The organism is Pseudomonas asplenii, from assembly GCF_001293465.1.
Classification (GTDB): Bacteria; Pseudomonadota; Gammaproteobacteria; order Pseudomonadales; family Pseudomonadaceae; genus Aquipseudomonas; species Aquipseudomonas fuscovaginae_B.
On the sequence record NZ_JSYZ01000004.1, the window covers coordinates 18,008 to 40,069 of the forward strand.

The window sequence follows — 22,062 nt, forward strand, 5'->3', positions numbered from 1 at the left end:
ATGCTTTCAAGAACCGCTGCGGACCTCTACTGGATGTCCCGTTACCTGGAGCGCGCCGAGAACCTGGCACGCATGCTCGAAGTCAGCTACTCGCTGTCGCTGATGCCCCAGGCCGGCCGCACCGACGGCCAGGCCGAGCTGGCCATGTCGCTGCTGGCGGCAGGCACCCTGGATGACTACAACCGGCGCCACGACGCGCTCGACACCGCGCGCATGCTGCATTTTTTCGCCTTCGACGAAACCAACCCCGGCAGCATCTACTGCTGCCTGCAGGCGGCGCGCACCAATGCCCATGCGGTGCGCGGGCGGATCACCGCCGACATGTGGGAGAACATCAACGCCACCTGGCTGGAAATGCGCAAGATCGCCAGCAATGGCCTGGCCCGCTACGGCATGAGCCAGTTCTGTGACTGGGTCAAGGAGCGCTCGCACCTGTTCCGTGGCGCCACGGCGGGCACCATCATGCGCAACGATGCCTACTGTTTCATCCGCCTGGGAACCTTCATCGAGCGGGCCGACAATACCCTGCGCCTGCTGGACGTGCGTTACGAGATGTTCGGCGAGGCGTCGGAAGAGGTCAGCGACCATTCGGCCCGCGGCTACTACCAGTGGAGCGCCCTGCTACGCGCCCTGTCGGCGTTCGAGGCCTTCAACGAGATCTACCGCAATGCTCCCAGCGCCAGGCAGGTGTCCGAACTGCTGCTGTTGCGCGCCGACGTGCCGCGCTCACTGCATGCGTGCATCGAGGAACTGGACCACATCCTCGCCGGCCTGCCCAGCAACAGTGGCCGCGCCTCGCAGCGCATGGCCGCGGAACTCAACGCGCGCCTGCGCTACACCGACATCGACGAGATCCTGGAGGCCGGCCTGCACCCCTGGCTGACCGATTTCATCGAATGCATCCGCCAACTCGGCCAGACGGTTCACCACTCCTACCTGGAGGTCGTATGAAGCTCGCCATACACCACGACACTCGCTACACCTACGCCAACCCGGTGAGCGCAAGCATCCAGTTCCTGCGCCTGACGCCCAAGAGCACCGAGCGCCAGCAGATCCTCGACTGGCGCGTGCAGATGCCCCGCCAGGTACGGAGCCAGATCGACCCCTATGGCAACGTGCTGCACGTCCTGACCCTGGAAGAGCCCCACAGCGCCCTGGCGCTGAGTGCCTGCGGGCAGGTGGAAATCGACCAGTCGCTGGAAGTCGAACACGACAGCCAGTCGCCCTTGCCGTTCCTGCGTACCAGCCGCCTGACCCTGGCCGACGCGGCCCTGATCGACTTTGCCACACAACGTTGCGGCCGCCGCCGTGATCGTGCCGCCCTGATCGAACTGATGGCGGGCCTGGCCGAGCGCATGCCGTACAGCCCTGGCACGACCGCGGTCGACAGCACCGCGGCCGAGGCGTTCGCCGCCGGGGTGGGCGTGTGCCAGGACCATACCCATGCATTTCTTGCCTGCGCCCGCAGCCTGGGGATCCCGGCCCGGTACGTCTCCGGCTACCTGTGCACCGAGGATGAAAACCACCTGGCCAGTCACGCCTGGGCCGAGGCCTGGCTGGAGGATGGCTGGTACAGCTTCGACGTGACCAATCGGCTGGCCAGGCCCGATCGTCACCTGAAACTGGCGGTGGGCCTGGACTACCTCGATGCCTGTCCGGTACGCGGCATGCGCCGCGGAGGCGGAGCCGAGTCGATGCTGGCGCAGGTCAAGGTCACCTCGCTCCCACAGGGGCAACAGCAACAGTAGGCCCCTCCACTTCAACCCGCCGTCGCCATGACGGCGGGCTATTCAACGTACACAGGTAAAACAGATGACGTACTGCGTGGCCATGCACCTTGCCGACGGGCTGGTGTTTGTCTCCGATTCACGCACCAATGCCGGGATCGACCAGATCTCGACGTTTCGCAAACTGTTCATTTTCAGCACGCCGGGCGAGCGGCTGCTCGTTCTGCAGAGCGCGGGCAACCTGGCCACCTCGCAATCGGTGGTCAACCTGCTCAGGCAGCGTTGCAACGGCACGGGCAACCACCTGTTGAATGTCCGTACGCTTTATGACGCAACGGTGCTGGTGGCCGAAACCATCCGTGAGGTCGTCATCCGCGATCGCAGCAAACTGGCGAGCAAGGTCGACCTGAGCTGCTCGTTTCTGGTCGGTGGGCAGATTGCCGGCGGACCGATGGGCCTCTACAGCATCTACCCGCAAGGCAATTTCATCCAGGCCACCGAGGACACGCCGTTCCTGCAACTGGGGGAAAGCAAGTACGGAAAACCGATCCTCGATCGCAACCTGACGTACCAGACGTCATTGGGCGAGGCGTTGCGTTGCGGCCTGATCTCGTTCGATTCAACCATCCGCAGCAACCTGTCGGTGGGCATGCCCCTGGACCTGCTGGTGTATCGCAAGGACGCTTTCGGGCCGGCGCAAAGCTATCGCATCACCCAGGACGATCCCTACTACGCCCAGATCCGCAACCAGTGGTGCACCGGGCTCAGGGACCTGCTGGCCGATCTGCCGGCACCGCCCAAAGACTACATGGCCTGACGTCCCCCGTAACCGGACCTTTCGTTCATCGAGGTTTTTCCTGGCAGGTGCCCCTTGTCCGTGCGGTGCGCCTGCGACTCGAGTGCAAGCGGGCGCAGTCCCCCTTGCAGGCGCCTGCCACCGACTGGCTACTGCATCCCGACCCGAGTCCCTGTATCCTTTGCCCGAAACCAGGAATGGCTTTGTGCTATGCCCCCTTCGGAAAGGGTCGCCGGCCCAGGAATTCGGACTCCTATCAGGTATTGACGTGAAGCGTGACATCCACCTCGTTGTCCTTCTGCTATCGATCATCGGTTGCTCACTCGCCTCGTTGACGCTCTGGAAAGTGATGGCCTCCCGCGAGCGGGCGCTGGAGGAAATCAACACCCACAGCCTGAACCTGACCCAGGCGTTATCCACCTATTCCGAAGGCATCGTCAGGCAGAGCTCACTGCTGCTGCTCGGCCTGGTCGAGCGCCTGGAAACCGAAGGCAGCGGGCCCGCCCAGATCGAACGCCTGAGCCAACTGGTCAGCCGCCAGCAGCCCCTGATGCCGCAGATGAGCGGCATTACCGTGTACGACAGGCACGGACACTGGCTGATGTCGTCCAACCGCCCGATACCGGTCGGTGCCAACAGCAGCGACCGGGCCTACTTCATCCATCACCGCGACGACCCATCGCGCGAGCCGTTCATCGGCCTGCCCATCCGCAGCCGCACCAACAATGAATGGGTGATCACCATCAGTCGCCGTTTCAACGACGCCGACGGCGGGTTCGCCGGCGTGGTGGCCGTTACGCTGGGGGTGGAGAACTTCCTGCGCCTGTTCGGCCAGATCGACGTGGGCCAGGAGGGCGCCATCGGTCTGTCCTACACCGACGGCTCGATGCTGGTGCGCTACCCGTTTCGGGAGCAGGACATGAGTCGCAACTTCTCCAAGTCGCCGATCTACGCCAAGTACCTGATCGACAAGACGGTGGGCACCGCCTCCTTCACCTCCAGCCTGGACGGGGTGGAGCGCCTGTACGCGTTTCGCAAGAGCGACAAGCTGCCCCTGGTGACCACCGTGGCCCTGGGCAAGCGTGAAGCCCTGGCGGCCTGGCAACTGGAGGCACTGCTGTCGTTGCTGGTGGTGTGTGGTCTGCTGGTGGTCACAGGCACCATCGGCTGGATGCTGATACGCAATATCAACCGCCGTATCGCGGTGGAAAACGAACTGCGGCTGACCCAGCAACAGTTGCTCGACAGCAACCAGCAACTCGAACGCCTGGCGATGCACGATGCCCTGACCGGCCTCGCCAACCGGCGCTGCTTTGACGAAGCCCTGGAGCAGGAAGTCGGCAGAGCCCGTCGTAACGGGACATCGCTGGCGTTGCTGATGATCGATATCGATCATTTCAAGCGCTACAACGACACCTACGGCCACCCCGCCGGCGACGCCTGCCTGCAACAGGTGGCCCGGCTGCTCTCGACCTGCATTCGCCGTCCACCCGACCTGCTGGCGCGCTACGGCGGTGAAGAGATGGCCGTGATCCTGCCCGATACCGACAGCGCCGGCGCCACCGTGGTCGCGCGCCTGATGCTCGAACGCCTGGCTCTGGAACCTATCGCTCACCCGAGCAGTCCCTTTGCACAGGTGACCGTCAGCATTGGCATTGCCTGCGCCACGAAAACTGACCTCGACAACTGGCAGCCACTGCTCGAACGTGCCGACCAGGCGCTCTACATCGCCAAGGAGGCCGGGCGCAACCGCCTGCATGTCGGCTGAAACAGGCCGGCAAGGCACATGCTGATGGTGTCCCCCTCCTCTGGCCAATCGAGATCGCATCCTTGAACGACTTCCGGCAAACCGCTTCCTCCAACCGTGCGCTTGACTGGCTGAACTTTTTCCTAGCGGACGTGCGCGACGGCCTCGGGCCTTACCTGGCGATCTATCTGCTGGCCGTGCACCAATGGCAGCCGGCGAGCATCGGCCTGGTCATGACCCTGGCCGGCATCGCTGCACTGCTGGCCCAGACGCCGGCCGGCGCGCTGATCGACAGGACGCCAGCCAAGCGCGCGGTGGTGGTGATCGCCGCCCTGCTGGTCACCGGCAGTTGTCTGTTGCTGCCGATGGTCTCGTCGTTCGGGCTGGTGGCCCTGACGCAGACCGCCAGCGCCCTGGCCGGCTCGGTGTTCGCCCCGGCCATTGCCGCCATTTCCCTGGGCCTTACCGGCCCCAAGGCCTTTACTCGGCGCGTGGGCCGCAATGAAACCTTCAACCACGCCGGCAATGCCTGCTCGGCCCTGCTGGCCGGTGGCCTGGCCTACCTGTACGGGCCCGTGGTGGTGTTCTACCTGATGGCGGTGATGACGGTGGCCAGCCTCATCGCGGTCAGTCGGATACCCGGCGCGGCCATCGATCACCAGGTGGCACGTGGCCTGGCCCATCTGCCAGCGGGCGACGCTCACCCGGCCGGCCTTGCGCTGTTGCTGCATAACCGCACCCTGCTGCTGTTCGCCGTGTGCTGCGCCCTCTTCCACCTGGCCAACGCGGCGATGCTGCCGCTGGTAAGCCAGAAGCTGTCGCAGGTCGATCTGCACCTGGCCACGCCGCTCACTTCCGCCTGCATCGTCGCGGCGCAACTGGTGATGGTACCGATGGCACTGCTGGTGGGCGCCAAGGCCGAACAATGGGGGCGCAAGCCTTTCCTGCTCGCCGGCTTTCTCATCCTGCCGCTGCGCGGCGCACTCTACGTGGTCTCCGACAACCCGTTCTGGCTGGTCGCTGTGCAACTGCTCGACGGCATCGGCGCGGGGATCTTCGGCGCATTGTTCCCGATCGTGGTCAAGGACCTGACCGAGGGCAGTGGCCGCTTCAATGTCAGCCTGGGTGCGCTGAGCACGGTGTTCGGCCTCGGTGCGGCGCTGAGCCCGGGGCTCGCCGGGCTGGTGGTCCAGTCGGCCGGCTACGATGCCGCCTTCCTGACGCTGGCCGCCATCGCCGCGGCCGCCTTCATGCTGGTGTTGCTCGCCCTGCCGGAGACCCGCGCTCGAACGGCCCCGCAAGTGGCCTTTTCATAACACCTCGGCACGGTCCAGGCGCTGCAGCAAGGTCTCGCCACGCTGCCACAAGGCCTCACGCCGTGCCTGCGACATGCCGTCGAGGCTGCGATAGACCAGGGCCAGCCGCGGGTTGGCCGCCAGCGGCTGGCGATGGCGGATGAGGAAATGCCAGTACAGCGCATTGAATGGGCAGGCATCCTCCTCCACCGCCCGCTCGACCTTGTAGCTGCACGCCTTGCAATGGTCGGACATGCGCTGGATATAGCGACCACTGGCGCAATAGGGCTTGGACCCCAGGTAGCCGCCGTCGGCATGCATCACCATGCCCAGGGTGTTGGGCAGTTCAACCCAGTCGAAGGCATCCAGGTAGACGGCCAGGTACCATTCGCAGATCGCAGGCGGCGCGATCCCGGCCAGCAGCGCAAAATTGCCGGTGACCATCAGCCGCTGGATATGGTGGGCGTAGCCCAGTTCCAGGGTCTGGCCGATGACTTGGGCCATGCAGCGCATGCGGGTCTTCCCCGTCCAGTAGAACTCCGGCAATCCACGCTCGTTACCCAGGTAGTTGAGCCCGGCGTATTCGGGCATGCGCAGCCAGTAGATGCCCCTCACGTACTCGCGCCAGCCGATCAATTGGCGAATGAAACCCTCGGCGGCGTTGAGGGGCACCCGCCCCTCGCGCCAAGCGCTGTCGACGTCTTCGCACAGCTGGCGGACATCCAGCAGGCCGATGTTCAGCGCGGCACTGATACGGGCATGGAAAAGATAGGGCTCGCCCTCGGCCATCGCATCCTGATAGTCGCCGAAGGCCGCCAGGCCGAACTCGAGGAAATGCGCCCACAGCTCCCGTGCCTGGTCGTGGGTCACCGGATAGTCGAAGGTGTCGAGCGCGCCGTAGTGCTCAGGGAAACGCTCACGGACCAGGTCCACGACCGCCGCCGTGGTCGCATCCCGGGCAAAATGTGCCGGGAATGGCCCGCGCAAGCCCCGGGGCAACGCTTTGCGGTTGTCGCCGTCGAAGTTCCAGGCACCGCCCACCGGGCGACCGTCGGGCTCCAGCAACAGGTTGCAGCGTTTGCGCATGCCCCGGTAGAAGTGCTCCATGCGCAATTGCTTGCGGCCGGCAGCCCAGCGCGCGAAGGCTTCCCGCGAGCACAGGAAGCGGGTATCACGGTGCCAGACCAGGGGCAACCCGGAGTCGCGCAGGGCCTGTTCCAGGCGCCATTCGCCGCACTCGGTCACGTGCAGTTCCTCAACGCCCAGCCCGGCCTGCCAGCGGCGCAGCTCGCCGGCGATGCTGCCCGTATTGCCCGGATCGTCCAGCGGCACGTAATGCACCCGCCAGCCACGCTCACGCAGGGCCTGGGCGAAATGGCGCATGGCGCTGAAGATCAGCACGATCTTCTGTGGATGATGTGGCACGTAGCGCGCCTCACCCTCGACCTCGGCCATCAGCAGGACATCGCGCGTCGGGTCCAGTGCGCGCAGTACCGCCAAATCGAACGAAAGCTGGTCGCCCAGCACCAGGCCCAGCCGCACCGCCTGCGCTACCACTGGTTGGCCAGCGTCACCGGCACCCGCAGGGGTTCGATCGGGCCGCTGCGCTGCCCGCACATCTCATCGTGCACCACGTGCTGCACCAGCGTGCAGCGCAACGGCGGTACATCGGCGAGCAATTGTCGCAGTTCGGTGGTCGAGCGCAGGTGCATCACCTCGCCTCGGGCATCGCACAAGGTTTGCGGCCCGGTCCCGGTCAGTGCGCGCAGGACATAGAAACCGCCCTCCAGGGACAGCAGTTCAAGCTCATCGATGGCGCCGGCGTGGGCCAGCTCGGTCAGGTGTTGCAGGTTCATGGTGTGCCCTCCGGCAGGCGGCGGAAGAACAGGGTGATCTGCCCGATCTCCACGCCGAGTTTGCTCATGCTCGAGCGGTTGATGAGGGTGTCGTCATCCATGCGGTACATCCAGTCGTCCAGGTCGACTGCCCAGTGCCGGCCATCGACCGGCAGATCCAGGCGATAACGCCAGCGCAAGGCATTGCCGGCGACCTGCCCCCGTGCCTCGCCGATCACGTCACCGGCCGTCCCGCGCCAGCGACCGGGGCCATCCGGGGTGAGCGTCCAGGTCCGCTGCTGGCGGGTCCCGTCGCTGTAGAGGAAATGCTCGTCGAGAATCAGGCTCTGCCCTTCACGGCGGCTGTCGATGCGCACCTGGAAGCGCTTGACCACTTCGCCCGAACGCTTCTGGAACATGCCCCAGGCCTGCACCGGTCGGGAAAAGAACTCCACCAGGTCCAGGCGCGGCTGCTCCCCGGCATAACGATCGACATCAACGTTGCCGCAACTGCCCAACAGCAGGCAGCAGATCAACAGCAGACTTCTGTACATGCTCACTCTCCTGACGAATTCCCCGCCAGGCCGAGCAGGCGCTGGCGCAGTTGTGGGTCACGGGCGCGCGGGTCGAGCCAGATGGCGAAGAACGACCGGGCAAAGGCCGGGTCGGCGATTTCCCGGCTCAGTTGATCGTCGACATAGAAACGACAGCCCTGGCCCGGCAGATACAGCCCGGTGATGCGCATGCCCGGGCGGACATCGACGAATGCCTCGCGCATTGCCTGCGCCCAACGCGCCTCGGTGGCAGGGGGCAGCGGCCCGTCGGCCAGTCGGCGGATTTCATCCAGGCTGGCCTGTACCAGCGTGTCCCGGGACAACGACCGGTGGTAGATAAGATCCAGGGCGAACGGCTGTTGCCAGCCCTGTACCGGCCCCGCACTCCAGACCTGGGCGCTGTACAGGCGCAGGCCGAACCAGGTGAACTCGCCCGTGCCGATCAGCCGCGCTCCCGGCAGCCCGGAGCGCCAATCCGCCCAGGCGGGGGGCGTGATCGTCAGCAGCAGGCCGAGGACGAACAGGCTGAGCGCCGAGGTTCTACATGTCATGACCAGGACACCGGAAGCGGAGAATATTGTACAAGCATATATCCTTGTACAAGTTTTTGTATAGATTTCCGAAGCCCTGGGCAGGTTCGGATCGCCCTGCCCTCGACACCGCGAAAATCAGGACGGCGTGGCGGGCACAGCGTGCCAACGAGAGCTAATCTGCGTTTGTCAAGGCAGAACCTTGCGAAATTTTGTCGCATTATTTCAAATTAACTATTCAGTTAATTAGCAAGCTAAGGGTATAGTCGCCCGCATTCACACAGCGAGACGTTCTTGTATGACACAACCTTCTCAGGCCCGCGGCCTCAGCAGATTCATCCTTTCCGGTCTGGGCATCGTCATCGCCCTGCTCGGCCTTGCCCTGGCCGCTGGCGGCGTGCGCCTGGTCACCCTGGGCGGTAGCGGATACTTCCTGATCGGCGGCCTGGTCATGGCCAGCGCCGGGCTCCTGATCGCCCGCCGCAAGCCGGGTGGCGCCTGGCTGTTCGCCGCGTTCCTGATCGGCACCGCGATCTGGGCACTGGTGGACACCGATCGCAGCTTCTGGCCAATGTTCTCCCGCCTGTTCATGTTCAGTGTCATCGGCCTGGTGGTCGCGCTGGTCTACCCGACCCTGGTGCGGGCCTCCGGCCGCACAGCCGGAGGCGGCGCCTACGGCGTGGCCGGGGTACTGGCGATCGCTCTGGTCTGGGCGGTGGGCAACATGTTCGTCGCTCACCCCACCGTGCCGGCCACCGGTAACGGCCCGGCACTGACACCGGTCGATCCGGCCAAGGCGCAGAAGGATTGGGCGCATTACGGCAACACCGAGGGCGGCAGCCGCTTCGCCGCGCTGGACCAGATCAACCGTGCCAATATCAATCAGCTGAAGGTGGCCTGGACCTACCACACCGGCGACGTGGCCATCAGCGACGGCAACGGTGCCGAGGACCAGCTGACCCCGCTGCAGGTCGGCGACAAGGTGTTCATCTGCACCCCGCACAACAACCTGATCGCGCTGGATGCCGACACCGGCAAGGAACTGTGGAAGAACCAGATCAACGCCCAGACCAAGGTCTGGCAGCGTTGCCGCGGCATGGCCTACTTCGATGCGACCCAGCCGCTGGTCCAGCCGTCCCAACCCAACAGCGTGCCGGTGATCGCCGCCAGCGTGCCGGCCGGCGCCAACTGCCAGCGTCGCCTGCTGACCAACACCATCGATGCCCGCCTGATCGCGGTGGACGCCGACACTGGCGCCTTCTGCGAGGGCTTCGGCAACCATGGCCAGGTCGACCTGAAAGCCGGTCTCGGTGATGTACCGGACTCCTACTACCAACTGTCGTCCGCGCCGCTGATGGCCGGGACCACCGTGGTGGTCGGCGGCCGTGTCGCCGACAACGTCCAGACCGACATGCCCGGTGGCGTGATCCGTGGTTTCGACGTGATCACCGGCGCCATGCGCTGGGCATTCGACCCGGGCAACCCGCAGGACAGGCAGGCACCGGCCGAAGGCAAGACCTACGTGCGCAGCACCCCCAACAGCTGGGCGCCGATGTCCTACGACCCGGCGATGAACACCGTGTTCCTGCCGATGGGCAGCTCGTCCACCGACATCTATGGCGTCGAGCGCACCGCGCTGAACCACAAGTACGGCGCCTCGGTCGTCGCGCTGGATGCCAGCACCGGCGCCGAGAAGTGGGTCTACCAGACCGTGCACAACGACCTCTGGGACTTCGACCTGCCGATGCAGCCGAGCCTGATCGACTTCACCCGGGATGACGGCAAGCAGGTGCCGGCCGTGGTCATCGGCACCAAGGCCGGGCAGATCTACGTGCTCGACCGCGCCACCGGCAAGCCGCTGACCAAGGTCGAGGAAGTGCCGGTCAAGGCCGCCAACATCCCCAACGAGCCCTACTCGCCGACCCAGCCGAAATCGGTGGGCATGCCGCAGATCGGCGCCCAGACCCTGACCGAGTCGGACATGTGGGGCGCGACCCCGTTCGACCAGTTGCTGTGCCGTATCGACTTCAAGAAGATGCGCTACGACGGCCTCTACACCGCGCCGGGCACCGACCTGTCGCTGAGCTTCCCGGGTTCCCTGGGCGGCATGAACTGGGGCAGCCTGTCCACCGACCCGGTCAATGGCTTCATTTTCGTCAACGACATGCGCCTGGGCCTGTGGATCCAGATGATTCCTTCGGCCAACAAGGGTGCCGCCGCAGGCGGTGGTGAAGCGCTGAACACCGGCATGGGCGCGGTACCGCTCAAGGGCACGCCGTATGCGGTGAACAAGAACCGCTTCCTGTCGGTCGCCGGCATTCCATGCCAGGCCCCGCCCTACGGTACCCTGACCGCCATCGACATGAAGACCCGCCAGATCGCCTGGCAGGTCCCGGTCGGGACCGTCGAAGACACCGGCCCCCTGGGCATCCGCATGCACCTGCCGCTGCCGATCGGCCTGCCGACCCTCGGCGGCACCCTGTCGACCCAGGGCGGCCTGGTGTTCATCGCCGGCACCCAGGACTTCTACCTGCGCGCCTTCGACAGTGGCAACGGCAAGGAGATCTGGAAATCCCGCCTGCCCGTGGGCAGCCAGGGCGGCCCAATGACCTACGTGTCACCGAAGACCGGCAAGCAGTACGTGGTGATCACCGCCGGTGGCGCGCGGCAATCGACCGACCGCGGGGATTATGTGATGGCGTACGCCTTGCCGTGACCCTGGAGCCCGCCTGCGGGTGGGCGTTCCATTCGCCTGACGGGGCCAGCTCGAACCAGCCCCGTTCGGCATCCATGTCCAGATGGACACAAAGCTTCACAATCCCTCACATTCCTCTCGACCGTTGCGAGGCACACTAGGACCTTGCGCAATGATTCCGTCGAGTGCCCATGCCTCTTTCCCCTTCCTCGGCCAAACGCTGGCTGATCCTGTTTGCCGTGATGCTGGCCTTCCTGCCGGTGGTGATCGACATGACGATCCTGCACATCGCCATTCCGCCACTGACCCTGGCACTGGGCGCCTCCGGCACCGAAGTGCTGTGGATCATCGACATCTATCCGCTGCTGATGGCCGGCCTGCTGGTGCCCATGGGCACCCTGGCCGACCGGATCGGCAACCGACGCATTCTGCTGACAGGGTTGCTGGTGTTCGGGATCGCTTCCCTGCTGGCGGCCTTTGCCCCGAGTCCGGCCATGCTGATTGGCGCCCGCGTGCTGCTCGCCCTTGGCGGTTCGATGATCATGCCTTGCGTGCTGGGCATCATTCGCAGGACCTTCGAGGATGAAAGGGAGCGAGCGATGGCCTTGGGCCTATGGGGTACCGTCGGTGCCGCAGGGGCGGCGGTCGGGCCGCTGATCGGCGGTATGCTGCTGGAGCACTTCTGGTGGGGCTCGGTGTTCCTGATCAACGTGCCGGTGGTGCTGGTCGTGGTGCTGTCCGCCTTCGTGCTGTTGCCCCGCCGCGAGATCACCACGCCCGGCGGTTGGGCCTTTGGCCAGGCGCTGGTGTTGATCGCCGGCATCATTGCGCTGGTGTATGGCATCAAGACCGGGGTCGCCGGGACACAACCGCTGGTGCTCACCCTGTGGATCCTGGCTTTCGGCCTGCTGTTGCTGACGCTGTTCGTCCGCCTGCAACTACGCGCCGAAAGCCCGATGCTGGACCTGTCGCTGTTCTCGCATCCGGCGATCCTGGCGGGCATGATCATGGCCCTGGTCGCCTGCGGGGCGCTGGCCGGGGTGGAACTGACCCTCGCGCAGGAACTGCAGTATGTGCTGGACAAGACGCCGTTGCAGGCCGGGATCTTCATGATCCCGATCATGGCGGCCGCAGCGATCGGCGGCCCCTGCGCGGGCCATCTCACCCACCTGTTCGGCCTGCGCCTGGTGGCGAGCCTGTCATTGGCCCTCTCCGCGCTGGTGCTGGCGCTGCTGGCCAACGCCGACTTCCATCATCCCGGCCTGTGGGTACCGGCCCTGCTGGGAATGCTGGGCCTGGCCCTGAGCATCGGGCTGACCGCCTCTTCCATCGCGATCATGGGTTCGGTCGACGCCAGCAAGGGCGGTGCGGCGGGATCGCTGGAGGCCACCGGCTATGAACTGGGCAGTGGGCTGGGCATCACCTTTTTCGGCGTGTTCATGTCCAGCGTGTTCGGGCGCACGCTCGAACTGCCGGCCAGCCTGGCCCAACCGCTGGCGACCCAGGCCAGCCGTTCGATCGGTGACGCCCATGTCGTGGCCCGGCAGTTGGACGCGCAGCAGGCCGGTGCGGTGATCGAAGCGGCAAAAGCGGCCTTCTCGACCACGCACTCGGTGCTGCTGACCACTTCGGCCGTGCTGATCGGCCTGCTGGCGGTCGCGGTGTTCTTCATGCTTGCCGGCCATGCCCCCAGGGACATGTCCCCGGCCTAGGCCAGCGGGATCACTTGGCTGCGTGCCTGGCCTGCAGTTCCGGCATCGCCGAAGAGTGATGGTTGAGGATCCTCCACTGACCGTTCAGTTGCTCATAGACGAAGGTGTAGCGGGCCTGCACCTGACGGGTCGAACCATCGGTCCCGGTCAGGGTGAAGGTGTAGACGCCGCTGTCGATCGCCACATCGTTGCCCAGGCGATGGATGTCGCGGTAGTTGATCTGTCCGATCGGCTTGAGCGCCAGGAAGTGGTCGAAGTAGTCCTTGATCTGCGCCGGCGTGGTGCGCACCTGGTTGGAGACCGTCGGCTGCAGCATGGCGTCCGGCGCATAGAGGTCCACCACCGCCTGGGCGTTGCCGCTCTTGAGGGCCGCGTTCCAGCGATCGAACAGGCCGGCGATCTCGCGGTCCTTCTGGTTTGCCGGCTGCGCGGCGACGTCGTGGTAGACATAGGGGGCCGTTTGCGCAGCCTGGGCAAACGGGGCGCTGAGGGCTGCCAGCAGTACCAGGGCCGAAGTCTTCATGTGCATTGCAACTCTCCAGTGATGTCCGATGGCTGCACTTTGCCCGGCGCCGCCCCGGCCGCCATCGGCCAACCGGAGCCTTTTGCCTATGCCATTCGGCAGATAGCCCACGGCCCGGTTACACGGTTTAATAGCGCCCTCGCCCGTACGGGCACGCCTCTCGAAGCGTCGGAGCCCGACCATGCAAAACCTGCCTCATGATCCGGGCAGCGCCCTCGCCATCCGCACCCAGTACCGGCAGTCACAAAGTCGCGCGGCGCGCCTGCGCCTGCTGGTCGACACCGGCCAGGAACTGACCCGGCTGTCCCCGGCGGCCATGCGCGAACGCGTGCTTGTCCGCGCCTGCGCGTTTCTCGCCATGGATCACGGGGTTCTGCTGGAGCACGCGGCCGATGGCCGGGTCCACAGCAGCGCGAGCCTGGGCAGCCAGGAGCGCCTGAACAGCCTGGAGCAGCAGATCGATACCTCGCTGCGCAGCCCCTGCTGGCAGGAACAGCCCGGCGCCCTGCTGTCCCGGGTGCTGCGGGTGCCATTGCGCGGAGGCGACGACCGGGCCTTCGGCCTCCTGGTGCTGGCCAACAGCACCGGTATCGCCGCGCCCGATAACGAAGACCTCGAATCCCTGCAACTGCTCGCCACCCTGCTGGCCGCCCACCTGGAAAACGACCGCCTGCTGAGCACGCTGATCGTGCGCGATCGCACCCTGTCGGATCTGGTCAGCCGACTGTTCCGCGCCCAGGAAGACGAACGCCGGCGCGTGGCCTACGACCTGCATGACGGCCTGGCCCAGACCCTCGCCGGGCTGCATCAACGTCTGCAGGGTTTCGCCGGCCGGTGCCCGACACTGCCGCAGGCGCTGGATGCCGACCTGCAGGCGATCCTGAACCTGGCCCAGCATTGCGTGGTCGAGGGGCGCCAGTTGATCGCCGGACTGCGCCCCAGCGTACTCGACGATTTCGGCCTGCTCATTGCTCTGGACAAGGAAGCCGACCGCCTGCGCGACGCCGGCATCCAGGTGCAGTGGACAGCCCGCGACCCGGCGCGCCTGTCGAGCCCGGTGGAGATCGCCCTGTTCCGGATCGCCCAGGAAGGCATCAACAACATTCTCAAACATGCCCGGGCCAGCCAGGTGCAACTGGCCCTGGAAGTGCGCGACGGCCAGTCTCTGTTGCGGGTGGCCGACAATGGCGAAGGTTTTACCCCGGCCCTGGCGCTCGCGGCCCACGACGCCCGCCACCTGGGGCTGGCGACGATGCAGGAACGCGCCAGCCTGCTCGGCGGCACATTCACCTGCATCAGCAGCGCACAGCGCGGCACGCAACTGTCGATCAGCGTGCCCTGCACCCTGGAGGAAACCGCACAATGACAGCCGCCCTGCGCCTGGTCCTGGCCGACGACCATGAGGTCACCCGTACCGGCTTCGTCGCCCTGCTCGCCGGCCATCCGCAATTCGACGTGATCGGCCAGGCCTGCGACGGCCAGCAGGCCGTGGAGCTGTGCGAACGGCTACAGCCCGACATCGCCATCCTCGACATCCGCATGCCGGTGCTCAACGGCCTGGGCGCGGCGCGGATCCTGCAACAGAAAATGCCGGCGCTGAAAGTGGTGATCTTCACCATGGACGACAGCCCGGATCACCTGGAGGCGGCCATGCAGGCCGGCGCCGTGGGCTACCTGCTCAAGGACGCACGCCGTGACGAGGTGATCGATGCCCTGCAACGGGTCGCGCGCGGCGAGGAGGCGCTGAACAATGCGGTCAGCGCCCGTCTGCTGCGGCGCATGACCGAACGCCACGGCCAGGGTGCGGCGGCCAGCGAAAACCTCACCGCCCGCGAGCGGCAGGTGCTCGGGCTGGTGGCCGGCGGCCTGAGCAACCGTGAAATCGGCGAAAGGCTGGGCATTACCACCGGGACCGCCAAGGCCCATGTCGAACGGGTCATCGGCAAGCTCGGCGCAGCGGACCGCACCCAGGCCGCGGTTCGCGGCATCGCCCTGGGCCTGGTGGCGCAACCGTGAGGCTGCTTTCCGCCCGGCGCTGGATCGACCTGCCGCTGCGGGGCAAGGCGCTGGTGGCGATCTCCCTGCCGCTGGTGATCCTGCTGATGTCGCTGGTGCTGATCTACATCACCGAACGCCAGACTGCCCACGCCGAAGAGGACGTACGCCGGGTGCTGCGCGTCCAGGGCGATATCCAGACCGTGCATACCCTGCTCGCCGAGGCGGCCGCCAGCGTGCGCGGCTACCTGTTGACCGGGCGCGAGGACTTCCTGCCGGGCTACCTGAAAGCCCGCCCGCTGATCGACGACGCCCTGCAACGGCTGAACCGGAACGTGCGTGATGAACGGGTGCGCCGGCACCTGGAAGCCATCGAACCGCTGATCGACAGCAAGGTGGCCGGCCTTGAGGAAATGCTCGCCGGACACCGCGCCAACCCGGCGGCGATCACGGCGATCCTGATCAGCAACAAGCACATTCTCGACGAGCTGCGCGAACATATCGGCACCATCCTCACCCTGGAGGACACCCTGCTGGCCGAGCGTACCGCCGCCGCGGTCGCGACCCGCCAGCGACTGTTGCTGTCGACACTGCTGGCGGCCTTCTGCGGCCTGTTCGGCGCCATCGTCGCGGTGCTGTTCCTGTCCAGGGGCATCGTCGCCCGGGTGCAGCAGGTCAAGGGCAATGCGCAGCGCCTGGCACTCGGCCAGCCACTGCAGCCGCAACCGCCGGAAAACGATGAAATCGGCCAGCTCGGCACCCGCCTGGTGGAAGCCGGGCTGCTGCTGGCCGAGCGCGAGCGGGCCCTGCGCGACAACGAGGAACGGCTGAGGCTGATCATCGACGGCGTGAAGGACTATGGCATCTTCGCCCTCGACACCCGCGGTTTCGTCACCAGCTGGAACGCCGGCGCCGAGCGGATCAAGGGCTACACCGAGCAGGAAATCATCGGCCAGCACTTTTCGCTGTTCTACCTGCCCCAGGAATGCCCGGAACATCCCGAGCATGCGCTGCGCGAGGCGACCCGCGATGGTCACTACATGGAAGAGGCCTGGCGTATCCGCAAGAATGGCAGCCGCTTCTGGGCCAGCGTGGTGATCACCGCCCAATACGACAGCCGCGGCGCCTTGCGTGGCTTCTCCAAGATCACCCGCGACATCACCGACCGCCGCACGGCCGAAATCGCGCTGCGCACCGCCCGCGAGGAAGCCGAGCGCGCCAGCCGCGCCAAGAGCGAGTTTCTCTCGCGCATGAGCCATGAACTGCGTACCCCGCTCAACTCGATCCTCGGTTTTGCGCAATTGCTGGAGATGGATGCGCAGCCGGGGCAGGAAGCCAACGTCGGGCACATTCTGCGCGGAGGCAAGCACCTGCTGGGGCTGATCAACGAGGTGCTGGACATCGCCCGGATCGAAGCCGGGCACCTGCAGTTGAACCTCGAGCCCGTACCCCTGGCACCGGCCCTGCAGGAGGCCCTGACACTGGTCTCGCCAATGGCCGCCAGTGCCGGCATCCGCCTGTTGCCATTGCCCGCGCTACCGGCGGACAGCGGCCTCATCGCCGACCGGCAGCGCCTGACCCAGGTGCTGCTCAACCTGCTGTCCAACGCCATCAAGTACAACCGGCCCCGGGGCCAGGTCAGTATCGAGGTCAGGATCGATCAGCCACGGGTCGCGGTATCGGTCAGCGACACCGGCAAGGGCATTGCCGCCGAGCGCCTGGGGCAACTGTTCAAACCGTTCGAGCGCCTGGATATCGACCCGAACATCGAAGGCAGCGGCCTGGGCCTGGCGCTGAGCAGGAACCTGCTGGAAATGATGCAAGGCCGCCTGACGGTGCACAGCCAGCCCGGCCTGGGCTCCCGATTCACCCTTGAACTGCCGTTCGTGCGCCTGCAGGAGAACCCGCAGCCCGGTACCGCCGCCCTCGAGCGCCCGGTCGAGCCGCCGGCGCCCTGCGCACCGACCTGGCGCGGCCAGGTGCTGTACATCGAGGACCATCTTTCGAGCCTGGCGCTGATCGAAACCCTGTTGCAACGACGCCCGGGTATCAGGCTGCTGTCGAGCATGCAGGGACAACTGGGGCTTGACCTCGCCGCGCAGCATGCGCCACAGCTGATCCTGCTGGACGCGACGTTGCCGGACAAGGAGGGGCTGGCCATCCTGCGCCTGTTGCGCGAATCGCCTATCACCCGCTCGACCCCGGTGCTGCTGATGACCGCAGACGCCAGCGAGACCACCCGCCAGGCGCTGTGCGAGGCCGGAGCCACGGCGGTGCTGGGCAAGCCGATCCACATCCCCACATTCCTCGCCCACCTTGACCAGTACCTTGCGGAGCCCGCGTGAACAACGACCTGCGTATCCTGATCATCGACGATCAACGCCCCAACCTCGACCTGATGGAGCAACTTCTGGTGCGCGAGGGGCTGAGCAACGTCCTGAGCAGCACCCAGCCGTTACGAACCCTGGACCTGTTCAACAGCTTCGAGCCGGACCTGGTGATTCTCGACCTGCACATGCCGGAGTTCGACGGCTTCGCGATCCTCGAACAATTGAATCGGCGCATTCCGGCGGGCGAGTACCTGCCGATTCTCGTACTGACCGCCGACGCGACCCGCGACACCCGCCTGCGCGCCCTGGCGCTGGGCGCGAAGGACTTCATCAGCAAGCCCCTGGATGCCCTGGAAACCATGTTGCGGGTGTGGAACCTGCTGGAAACGCGTGCGCTGTACAAGACCCTGCGCACGTTGGTGCCCGCCGAACGGATCGAGCTGCTGCGTCAGGCGGGGACGCTCTAGACAGACCGCCAGACGTGGTCCGTACCGAGGCTCAGTGACCGCTTCCAGAGGCCTTGCCGGTCGATGGGCCGGCAGGCGCTCACGAACCGGTCCCTATCCCACCCAGCCAACCGCCGTCTTCGGAATGATGTCGGACTCCTCCAGCTTGGACGCGAACATGCTCACCGCCTCCACCGCATCGCTGGTGCCGCTGCGGATCTGCAGAATCACCGAGCCGGCCTGGTCGGCCAGGGTGACGCCACGTTGTGCCCCCTCCTGGGTGACATGCATGCTCGCCACCGCATCACGGGTTTCGGCGAGGATCTTGCCGATCACCTCGGCGATCTCGGTGGTCGAACGGCTGGTGCGTCCGGCCAGTTGTCGCACCTCGTCCGCCACGACGGCAAAGCCCCGCCCCTGATCACCGGCCCGCGCCGCTTCGATGGCGGCGTTGAGGGCCAGCAGGTTGGTCTGTTCGGCGATGCCGCGGATGGTATTGACGATGGCCGTGATCTCCTCGGAACGGCCGCCCAGTTGCCCGACCAGGCGCGACGAATTGCCGATGTTGTCGGCAATCAGGCGCATCTCCTTGGCCGTCTGCTGGATGACCTGCTCCCCCTGTTCCGCGACGCGCTCGGTCTCGGCGGAAATATGGTAGGCCCGCGCCGCGCCGAGGGAGTCCGCCTCGAATTTCTCGACACGCTCGGTGATGTCGCTGGCGAACTTGACGATCTTGCTCAATTTGCCAGCGGCATCGAAGACCGGGTTGTAGGTGGCTTCGAGCCAGACGGTCTTGCCGTGCTTGCCGATGCGCTTGAACTGGCCACTGAAGAACTCGCCGGCGTTGAGCCGACGCCAGAAATCGCTGTACTCGCTGCTGTTGACCAGGCTGGACTCGCAAAACAGCCGGTGATGCTTGCCCTTGAGGTCGCTCAGGGCATAGCCCATGGTGCTGAGGAAATTGTCATTGGCCCAGAGGATATTGCCACTCAGGTCGAACTCGATCACCGCCATCGCCCGGTCGAGTGCCGCCAGCTTGGCGCCGGTGTCGGCCTCCCTGACCACCTGGCTGGTGACATCGAGGGCGTATTTGACCACCTTGCAGACCTGGCCCTGCTCATCCAGCACCGGGTTGTAGCTGGCCTCCAGCCAGACATTCTGGCCCTGGGCGTTGACGCGCTTGAACGTGCCGGAAACGAAATTCCCGGCGTGCAGCTGGGCCCAGAACTCGCTGTACTCGCGGCTGCGGACCAGCTCGGGGTCACAGAAGTCCTTGTGGGACTTACCAGGCAGTTGGTCTGCACGGTAGCCCATGGTTTTCGAAAAATTCTCGTTGGCGCGGATGAGCTTGCCATCCAGGCTGAACTCCACCACCGCCATGGAGCGGTCGAGCGCGGCAACCAGTCCCTTGTAGTTCTCCATCTCGGCCGTCCTGGCCGCCAGTTCATCTTTGAGTTTTCTATTGAACATGACACACCTCGGCAAAGGACGCACACCCTTAACCGATTATCGGCCGATAAGGGTATGGCTGAAGGCCCATCGAAAGAATTAAGGGTATGCCTGATTCTGGATGCGCAGATGGATGAGTGGAGGGCTGGGGTGAGGCGGTTGGCGTATTCGCGGGCAAACCCGGTTCTGCAAGGGCGCGGCATACACGGAACTTGTGTACGACACCTTCCTGTAGGAGCCGGGCTTGCCCGCGAAGCTTTTACCCTTGAGCCCGCGGGCGAACGCCAGTGGGTCTAGAGCGTGTAGGAAACGCCAACCTGAACGGTGCGCGGTGCACCCGGATAGGCATAGACGTTACCGAACGCGCCCTCTTCATAGTCACGGTCAAGCAGGTTCTTCACATCCAGGTTCAGCCGCACCTTCTCGTTGACCTTATAGAAGCCGAGCAGGTCGACGACCGTGTAGCTGCCCATGGAGAAGCCGGTCGCGGCAGTCTGGCCGGCACGCTCGGCGACGTATTTGCCCCCGACACCCAGGCCCAGCCCCTTGAGCGCACCCTCCTGGAACTCATAAACGTTGAGCAGGCTGAAGCTGCTGCGCGGGATGTTCATCAAGCGGGTTCCCTTGGGAATCGTGGTGTCCTTGGTCACTTCCGCATCGACATAGGCATAGCCGCCGATCACCCGCCATTGCGGCGTCAGGTTGCCGGTCACGTTCAGGTCGAAACCGCGGCTGCGGACCTCACCTGCTGCGACCTTGAAGGTGATGGGGTCAACCGGATCGGCGGTCAGCACGTTGCGCTTGTCGATCTGATAGATCGCCGCATCGACGCTCAACTGACGATCGAGCGCTTCCCACTTGATCCCCACTTCATAGGATTTCCCCTTCTCCGGGTCGAAACCGCCGCCCTGGCGGCTGGCGCCACTGTTGGGTTTGAAGGAACGCGCAGTGTCGGCATACACCGCCAGCGTGTCGGTCAGGTCATAGATCACCCCAAGACGCGGGGTCACGCCGTTTTCGCTCTTGGTCCAGCTCGGCACGCCCGTCACAAAAGACTCATAGTCATCTTCGAAACGCTCGAAGCGAGCCCCTGCCAGCACCTTCAGGCGCGAGGTCAAGGCCACCTGGTCCTGCACGAAGGCCGCGTAGGTCTTGAGGTTTTCCTTGTCATGGGTCGGCGTGCGGGTCAGCGCCGGCCGCGCCTGACCGTACACCGGGTTGAAGAGGTCGACCGTATAGGAACCCACGGCACCGCTGGAGCGCCGGATGATCGACTTGTAGTCGTAGTCCTCGTACTCGACACCGGTCAGCAAGGTGTGCTCCAGGCCCCAGGTGGCGAAATGCCCGGTCAGGTTCAACTGGGCGTCCTTGTCCGTCCACTCCAGCTTGCGGTAGTTGAAGTTGCGGCCCAAGGTACGCCCATCGGTGCCGATGCCGTTGGCCTCGACCGCATTGCCCTGCAAGGTCCCGTCCAGCCACTGGAAACCGCCGCCCAACGTCCAGTTCTCGTTGAGCAGATGCTCGAAGCGCACCTGCGCCATGTTGTTGTCGTTGTGCAGCTTGCCCGCGTCCTTCTCACCGAAGAAAGTCTCGCGCGAAGCCGTGCCAACCTGCTTGGCATAGTGCGTCACACCGCGATCCAGCGGGTGGTTGTTGCGCATGAAATCACCCTCGAAGGTGATTTTGGTATCGTCGGTGGCCTGCCAGGCGATCACCGGCGTCACGCCATAGCGTTCGGTCTCGACGTGATCACGAAAGGTGTCTCCGCCCTCGCCGATCACGTTCAGGCGATAGGCCAGGCGCCCTTCCTCATCCAGCGGGCCCGAGGCGTCCAGGGTCCCGCGCTTCATGCCCTGATCATCCAGTTGGCTGCCCAGCGTGACGGTGCGCTCGGCCAGCGGCTGCTTGGACACCACGTTGAAGGTACCGCCGGGATCACCGCGGCCGTAGAGCGTGGTGGCCGGCCCGCGCAGCACTTCCAGGCGTTCGATGGTGTTGGCATCGGGCATGTTCGGGTAGCCGCGGTTGATCGGGAAACCATTGCGGTAGAACTCCCCCGTGGTGAAGCCGCGAACCGTAAAGGTAGTCAGCCCCTGCCCGCCGAAGTTGTTGGCCCGTCCCACGCCGCCGGCATAGTCGAGCGCGTCCTGCAGGCGGGTCGCGCCGATATCCTCCACGGCATCCTTGGGCACCACGCTGATCGACTGTGGCGTCTCGTGAATCGCGGTATCGGTGCGCGTCGCACTGGCTGAGCGTGTAGCACGATAGCCCTTGACCGGCCCCTGTGCGGTTTCATAGTCCGCAGTACCGACGACATCGGTGGCTTGCAATTCCAGGGTGGTCTCTTCCGCGGCGTTCTGCTCTGCCCAAACGGACGAGGCAAACGCCTGAAGCACGCAAATCGAAATCAGGGTGCGACGCATTAACA

At 65.4% G+C, this 22,062-nt stretch carries 18 protein-coding genes and 1 pseudogene; 11 read left to right on the forward strand and 8 right to left on the reverse strand.

Features of this window, described 5'->3' with window-relative positions:
• From PF66_RS06690 to PF66_RS06710, 5 genes are all read left to right on the forward strand, one after another.
• On the forward strand, nt 1-951 hold the full coding sequence (locus PF66_RS06690; RefSeq protein WP_054057366.1) for an alpha-E domain-containing protein: 951 nt from the start codon (nt 1-3) through the stop codon (nt 949-951).
• On the forward strand, nt 948-1,748 hold the full coding sequence (locus tag PF66_RS06695) for a transglutaminase family protein (protein WP_054062221.1): 801 nt from the start codon (nt 948-950) through the stop codon (nt 1,746-1,748). Before PF66_RS06690 ends, PF66_RS06695 begins: the two co-directional genes overlap by 4 nt.
• A 64-nt stretch (nt 1,749-1,812) precedes the next feature.
• On the forward strand, nt 1,813-2,544 hold the full coding sequence (locus PF66_RS06700) for a proteasome-type protease (protein ID WP_054057364.1): 732 nt from the start codon (nt 1,813-1,815) through the stop codon (nt 2,542-2,544).
• A 247-nt stretch (nt 2,545-2,791) separates the two neighbouring features.
• A complete protein-coding gene (locus PF66_RS06705) occupies nt 2,792-4,291 on the forward strand; it encodes a sensor domain-containing diguanylate cyclase (RefSeq protein ID WP_192842671.1) in 1,500 nt (499 codons plus the stop codon).
• A 53-nt stretch (nt 4,292-4,344) separates the two neighbouring features.
• Nucleotides 4,345-5,586, forward strand: a complete 1,242-nt coding sequence (locus PF66_RS06710; RefSeq protein ID WP_054062222.1) for an MFS transporter — start codon at nt 4,345-4,347, stop codon at nt 5,584-5,586.
• Here PF66_RS06710 and PF66_RS06715 read toward each other — a convergent pair.
• From PF66_RS06715 to PF66_RS06730, 4 genes are read right to left on the reverse strand one after another with little or no spacing between them, the layout of a single operon-like run.
• Nucleotides 5,581-7,107, reverse strand: coding sequence for a cryptochrome/photolyase family protein (locus PF66_RS06715; protein WP_054057371.1), 1,527 nt, complete (start codon nt 7,105-7,107; stop codon nt 5,581-5,583). The two genes, PF66_RS06710 and PF66_RS06715, sit on opposite strands and share 6 nt — an antisense overlap.
• An 8-nt stretch (nt 7,108-7,115) precedes the next feature.
• A complete protein-coding gene (locus tag PF66_RS06720; protein WP_054057362.1) occupies nt 7,116-7,421 on the reverse strand; it encodes a DUF6482 family protein in 306 nt (101 codons plus the stop codon).
• The gene (locus PF66_RS06725; protein WP_054057361.1) at nt 7,418-7,954 is read right to left on the reverse strand and encodes a DUF3833 domain-containing protein; all 537 of its coding nucleotides are present in this window, start codon (nt 7,952-7,954) and stop codon (nt 7,418-7,420) included. The genes PF66_RS06720 and PF66_RS06725 overlap by 4 nt, the downstream gene beginning before the upstream one ends.
• Nucleotides 7,955-7,956: 2 nt before the next feature.
• Nucleotides 7,957-8,505, reverse strand: a complete 549-nt coding sequence (locus PF66_RS06730; RefSeq protein ID WP_081009802.1) for a chalcone isomerase family protein — start codon at nt 8,503-8,505, stop codon at nt 7,957-7,959.
• 277 nt (nt 8,506-8,782) lie between these two features.
• Here PF66_RS06730 and PF66_RS06735 point away from each other — a divergent pair, with 277 nt between their 5' ends.
• The gene (locus PF66_RS06735) at nt 8,783-11,200 is read left to right on the forward strand and encodes a glucose/quinate/shikimate family membrane-bound PQQ-dependent dehydrogenase (RefSeq protein WP_054062223.1); all 2,418 of its coding nucleotides are present in this window, start codon (nt 8,783-8,785) and stop codon (nt 11,198-11,200) included.
• A 170-nt stretch (nt 11,201-11,370) separates the two neighbouring features.
• Entirely contained in the window at nt 11,371-12,891 is a 1,521-nt protein-coding gene (locus tag PF66_RS06740; RefSeq protein ID WP_054062224.1) for an MFS transporter, read from the forward strand.
• A gap of 10 nt (nt 12,892-12,901) precedes the next feature.
• Here the strand turns inward: PF66_RS06740 and PF66_RS06745 are convergent, their stop codons facing one another.
• The gene (locus PF66_RS06745) at nt 12,902-13,420 is read right to left on the reverse strand and encodes an SgcJ/EcaC family oxidoreductase (RefSeq protein ID WP_054062225.1); all 519 of its coding nucleotides are present in this window, start codon (nt 13,418-13,420) and stop codon (nt 12,902-12,904) included.
• A gap of 175 nt (nt 13,421-13,595) precedes the next feature.
• Here PF66_RS06745 and PF66_RS06750 point away from each other — a divergent pair, with 175 nt between their 5' ends.
• The 4 genes from PF66_RS06750 to PF66_RS06765 are packed head-to-tail and all read left to right on the forward strand — an operon-like array spanning nt 13,596 to nt 18,206.
• Nucleotides 13,596-14,780, forward strand: coding sequence for a sensor histidine kinase (locus PF66_RS06750; protein ID WP_054062226.1), 1,185 nt, complete (start codon nt 13,596-13,598; stop codon nt 14,778-14,780).
• Nucleotides 14,777-15,430 carry a response regulator gene (locus PF66_RS06755; RefSeq protein WP_054062227.1) on the forward strand — a complete coding sequence of 218 codons (654 nt, stop codon included), beginning with the start codon at nt 14,777-14,779 and terminating at the stop codon, nt 15,428-15,430. Before PF66_RS06750 ends, PF66_RS06755 begins: the two co-directional genes overlap by 4 nt.
• Nucleotides 15,427-17,754 carry an ATP-binding protein gene (locus PF66_RS06760; RefSeq protein WP_054062228.1) on the forward strand — a complete coding sequence of 776 codons (2,328 nt, stop codon included), beginning with the start codon at nt 15,427-15,429 and terminating at the stop codon, nt 17,752-17,754. Before PF66_RS06755 ends, PF66_RS06760 begins: the two co-directional genes overlap by 4 nt.
• A complete protein-coding gene (locus tag PF66_RS06765; protein WP_054060049.1) occupies nt 17,751-18,206 on the forward strand; it encodes a response regulator in 456 nt (151 codons plus the stop codon). The genes PF66_RS06760 and PF66_RS06765 overlap by 4 nt, the downstream gene beginning before the upstream one ends.
• 93 nt (nt 18,207-18,299) lie before the next feature.
• Here PF66_RS06765 and PF66_RS33810 read toward each other — a convergent pair whose 3' ends face one another.
• The 3 genes and pseudogenes from PF66_RS33810 to PF66_RS06775 all read right to left on the reverse strand — a co-directional run bounded on the left by PF66_RS33810 (nt 18,300) and on the right by PF66_RS06775 (nt 22,057).
• On the reverse strand, nt 18,300-18,917 hold the full coding sequence (locus tag PF66_RS33810; RefSeq protein ID WP_419737573.1) for a methyl-accepting chemotaxis protein: 618 nt from the start codon (nt 18,915-18,917) through the stop codon (nt 18,300-18,302).
• A pseudogene (locus PF66_RS33815) lies at nt 18,891-19,655 on the reverse strand (PAS domain-containing protein); the annotation flags it as partial. The gene PF66_RS33810 and the pseudogene PF66_RS33815, both read right to left, overlap by 27 nt.
• Nucleotides 19,656-19,927: 272 nt before the next feature.
• Nucleotides 19,928-22,057 carry a TonB-dependent siderophore receptor gene (locus PF66_RS06775; RefSeq protein WP_054062229.1) on the reverse strand — a complete coding sequence of 710 codons (2,130 nt, stop codon included), beginning with the start codon at nt 22,055-22,057 and terminating at the stop codon, nt 19,928-19,930.
• Nucleotides 22,058-22,062 lie beyond the last annotated feature (5 nt).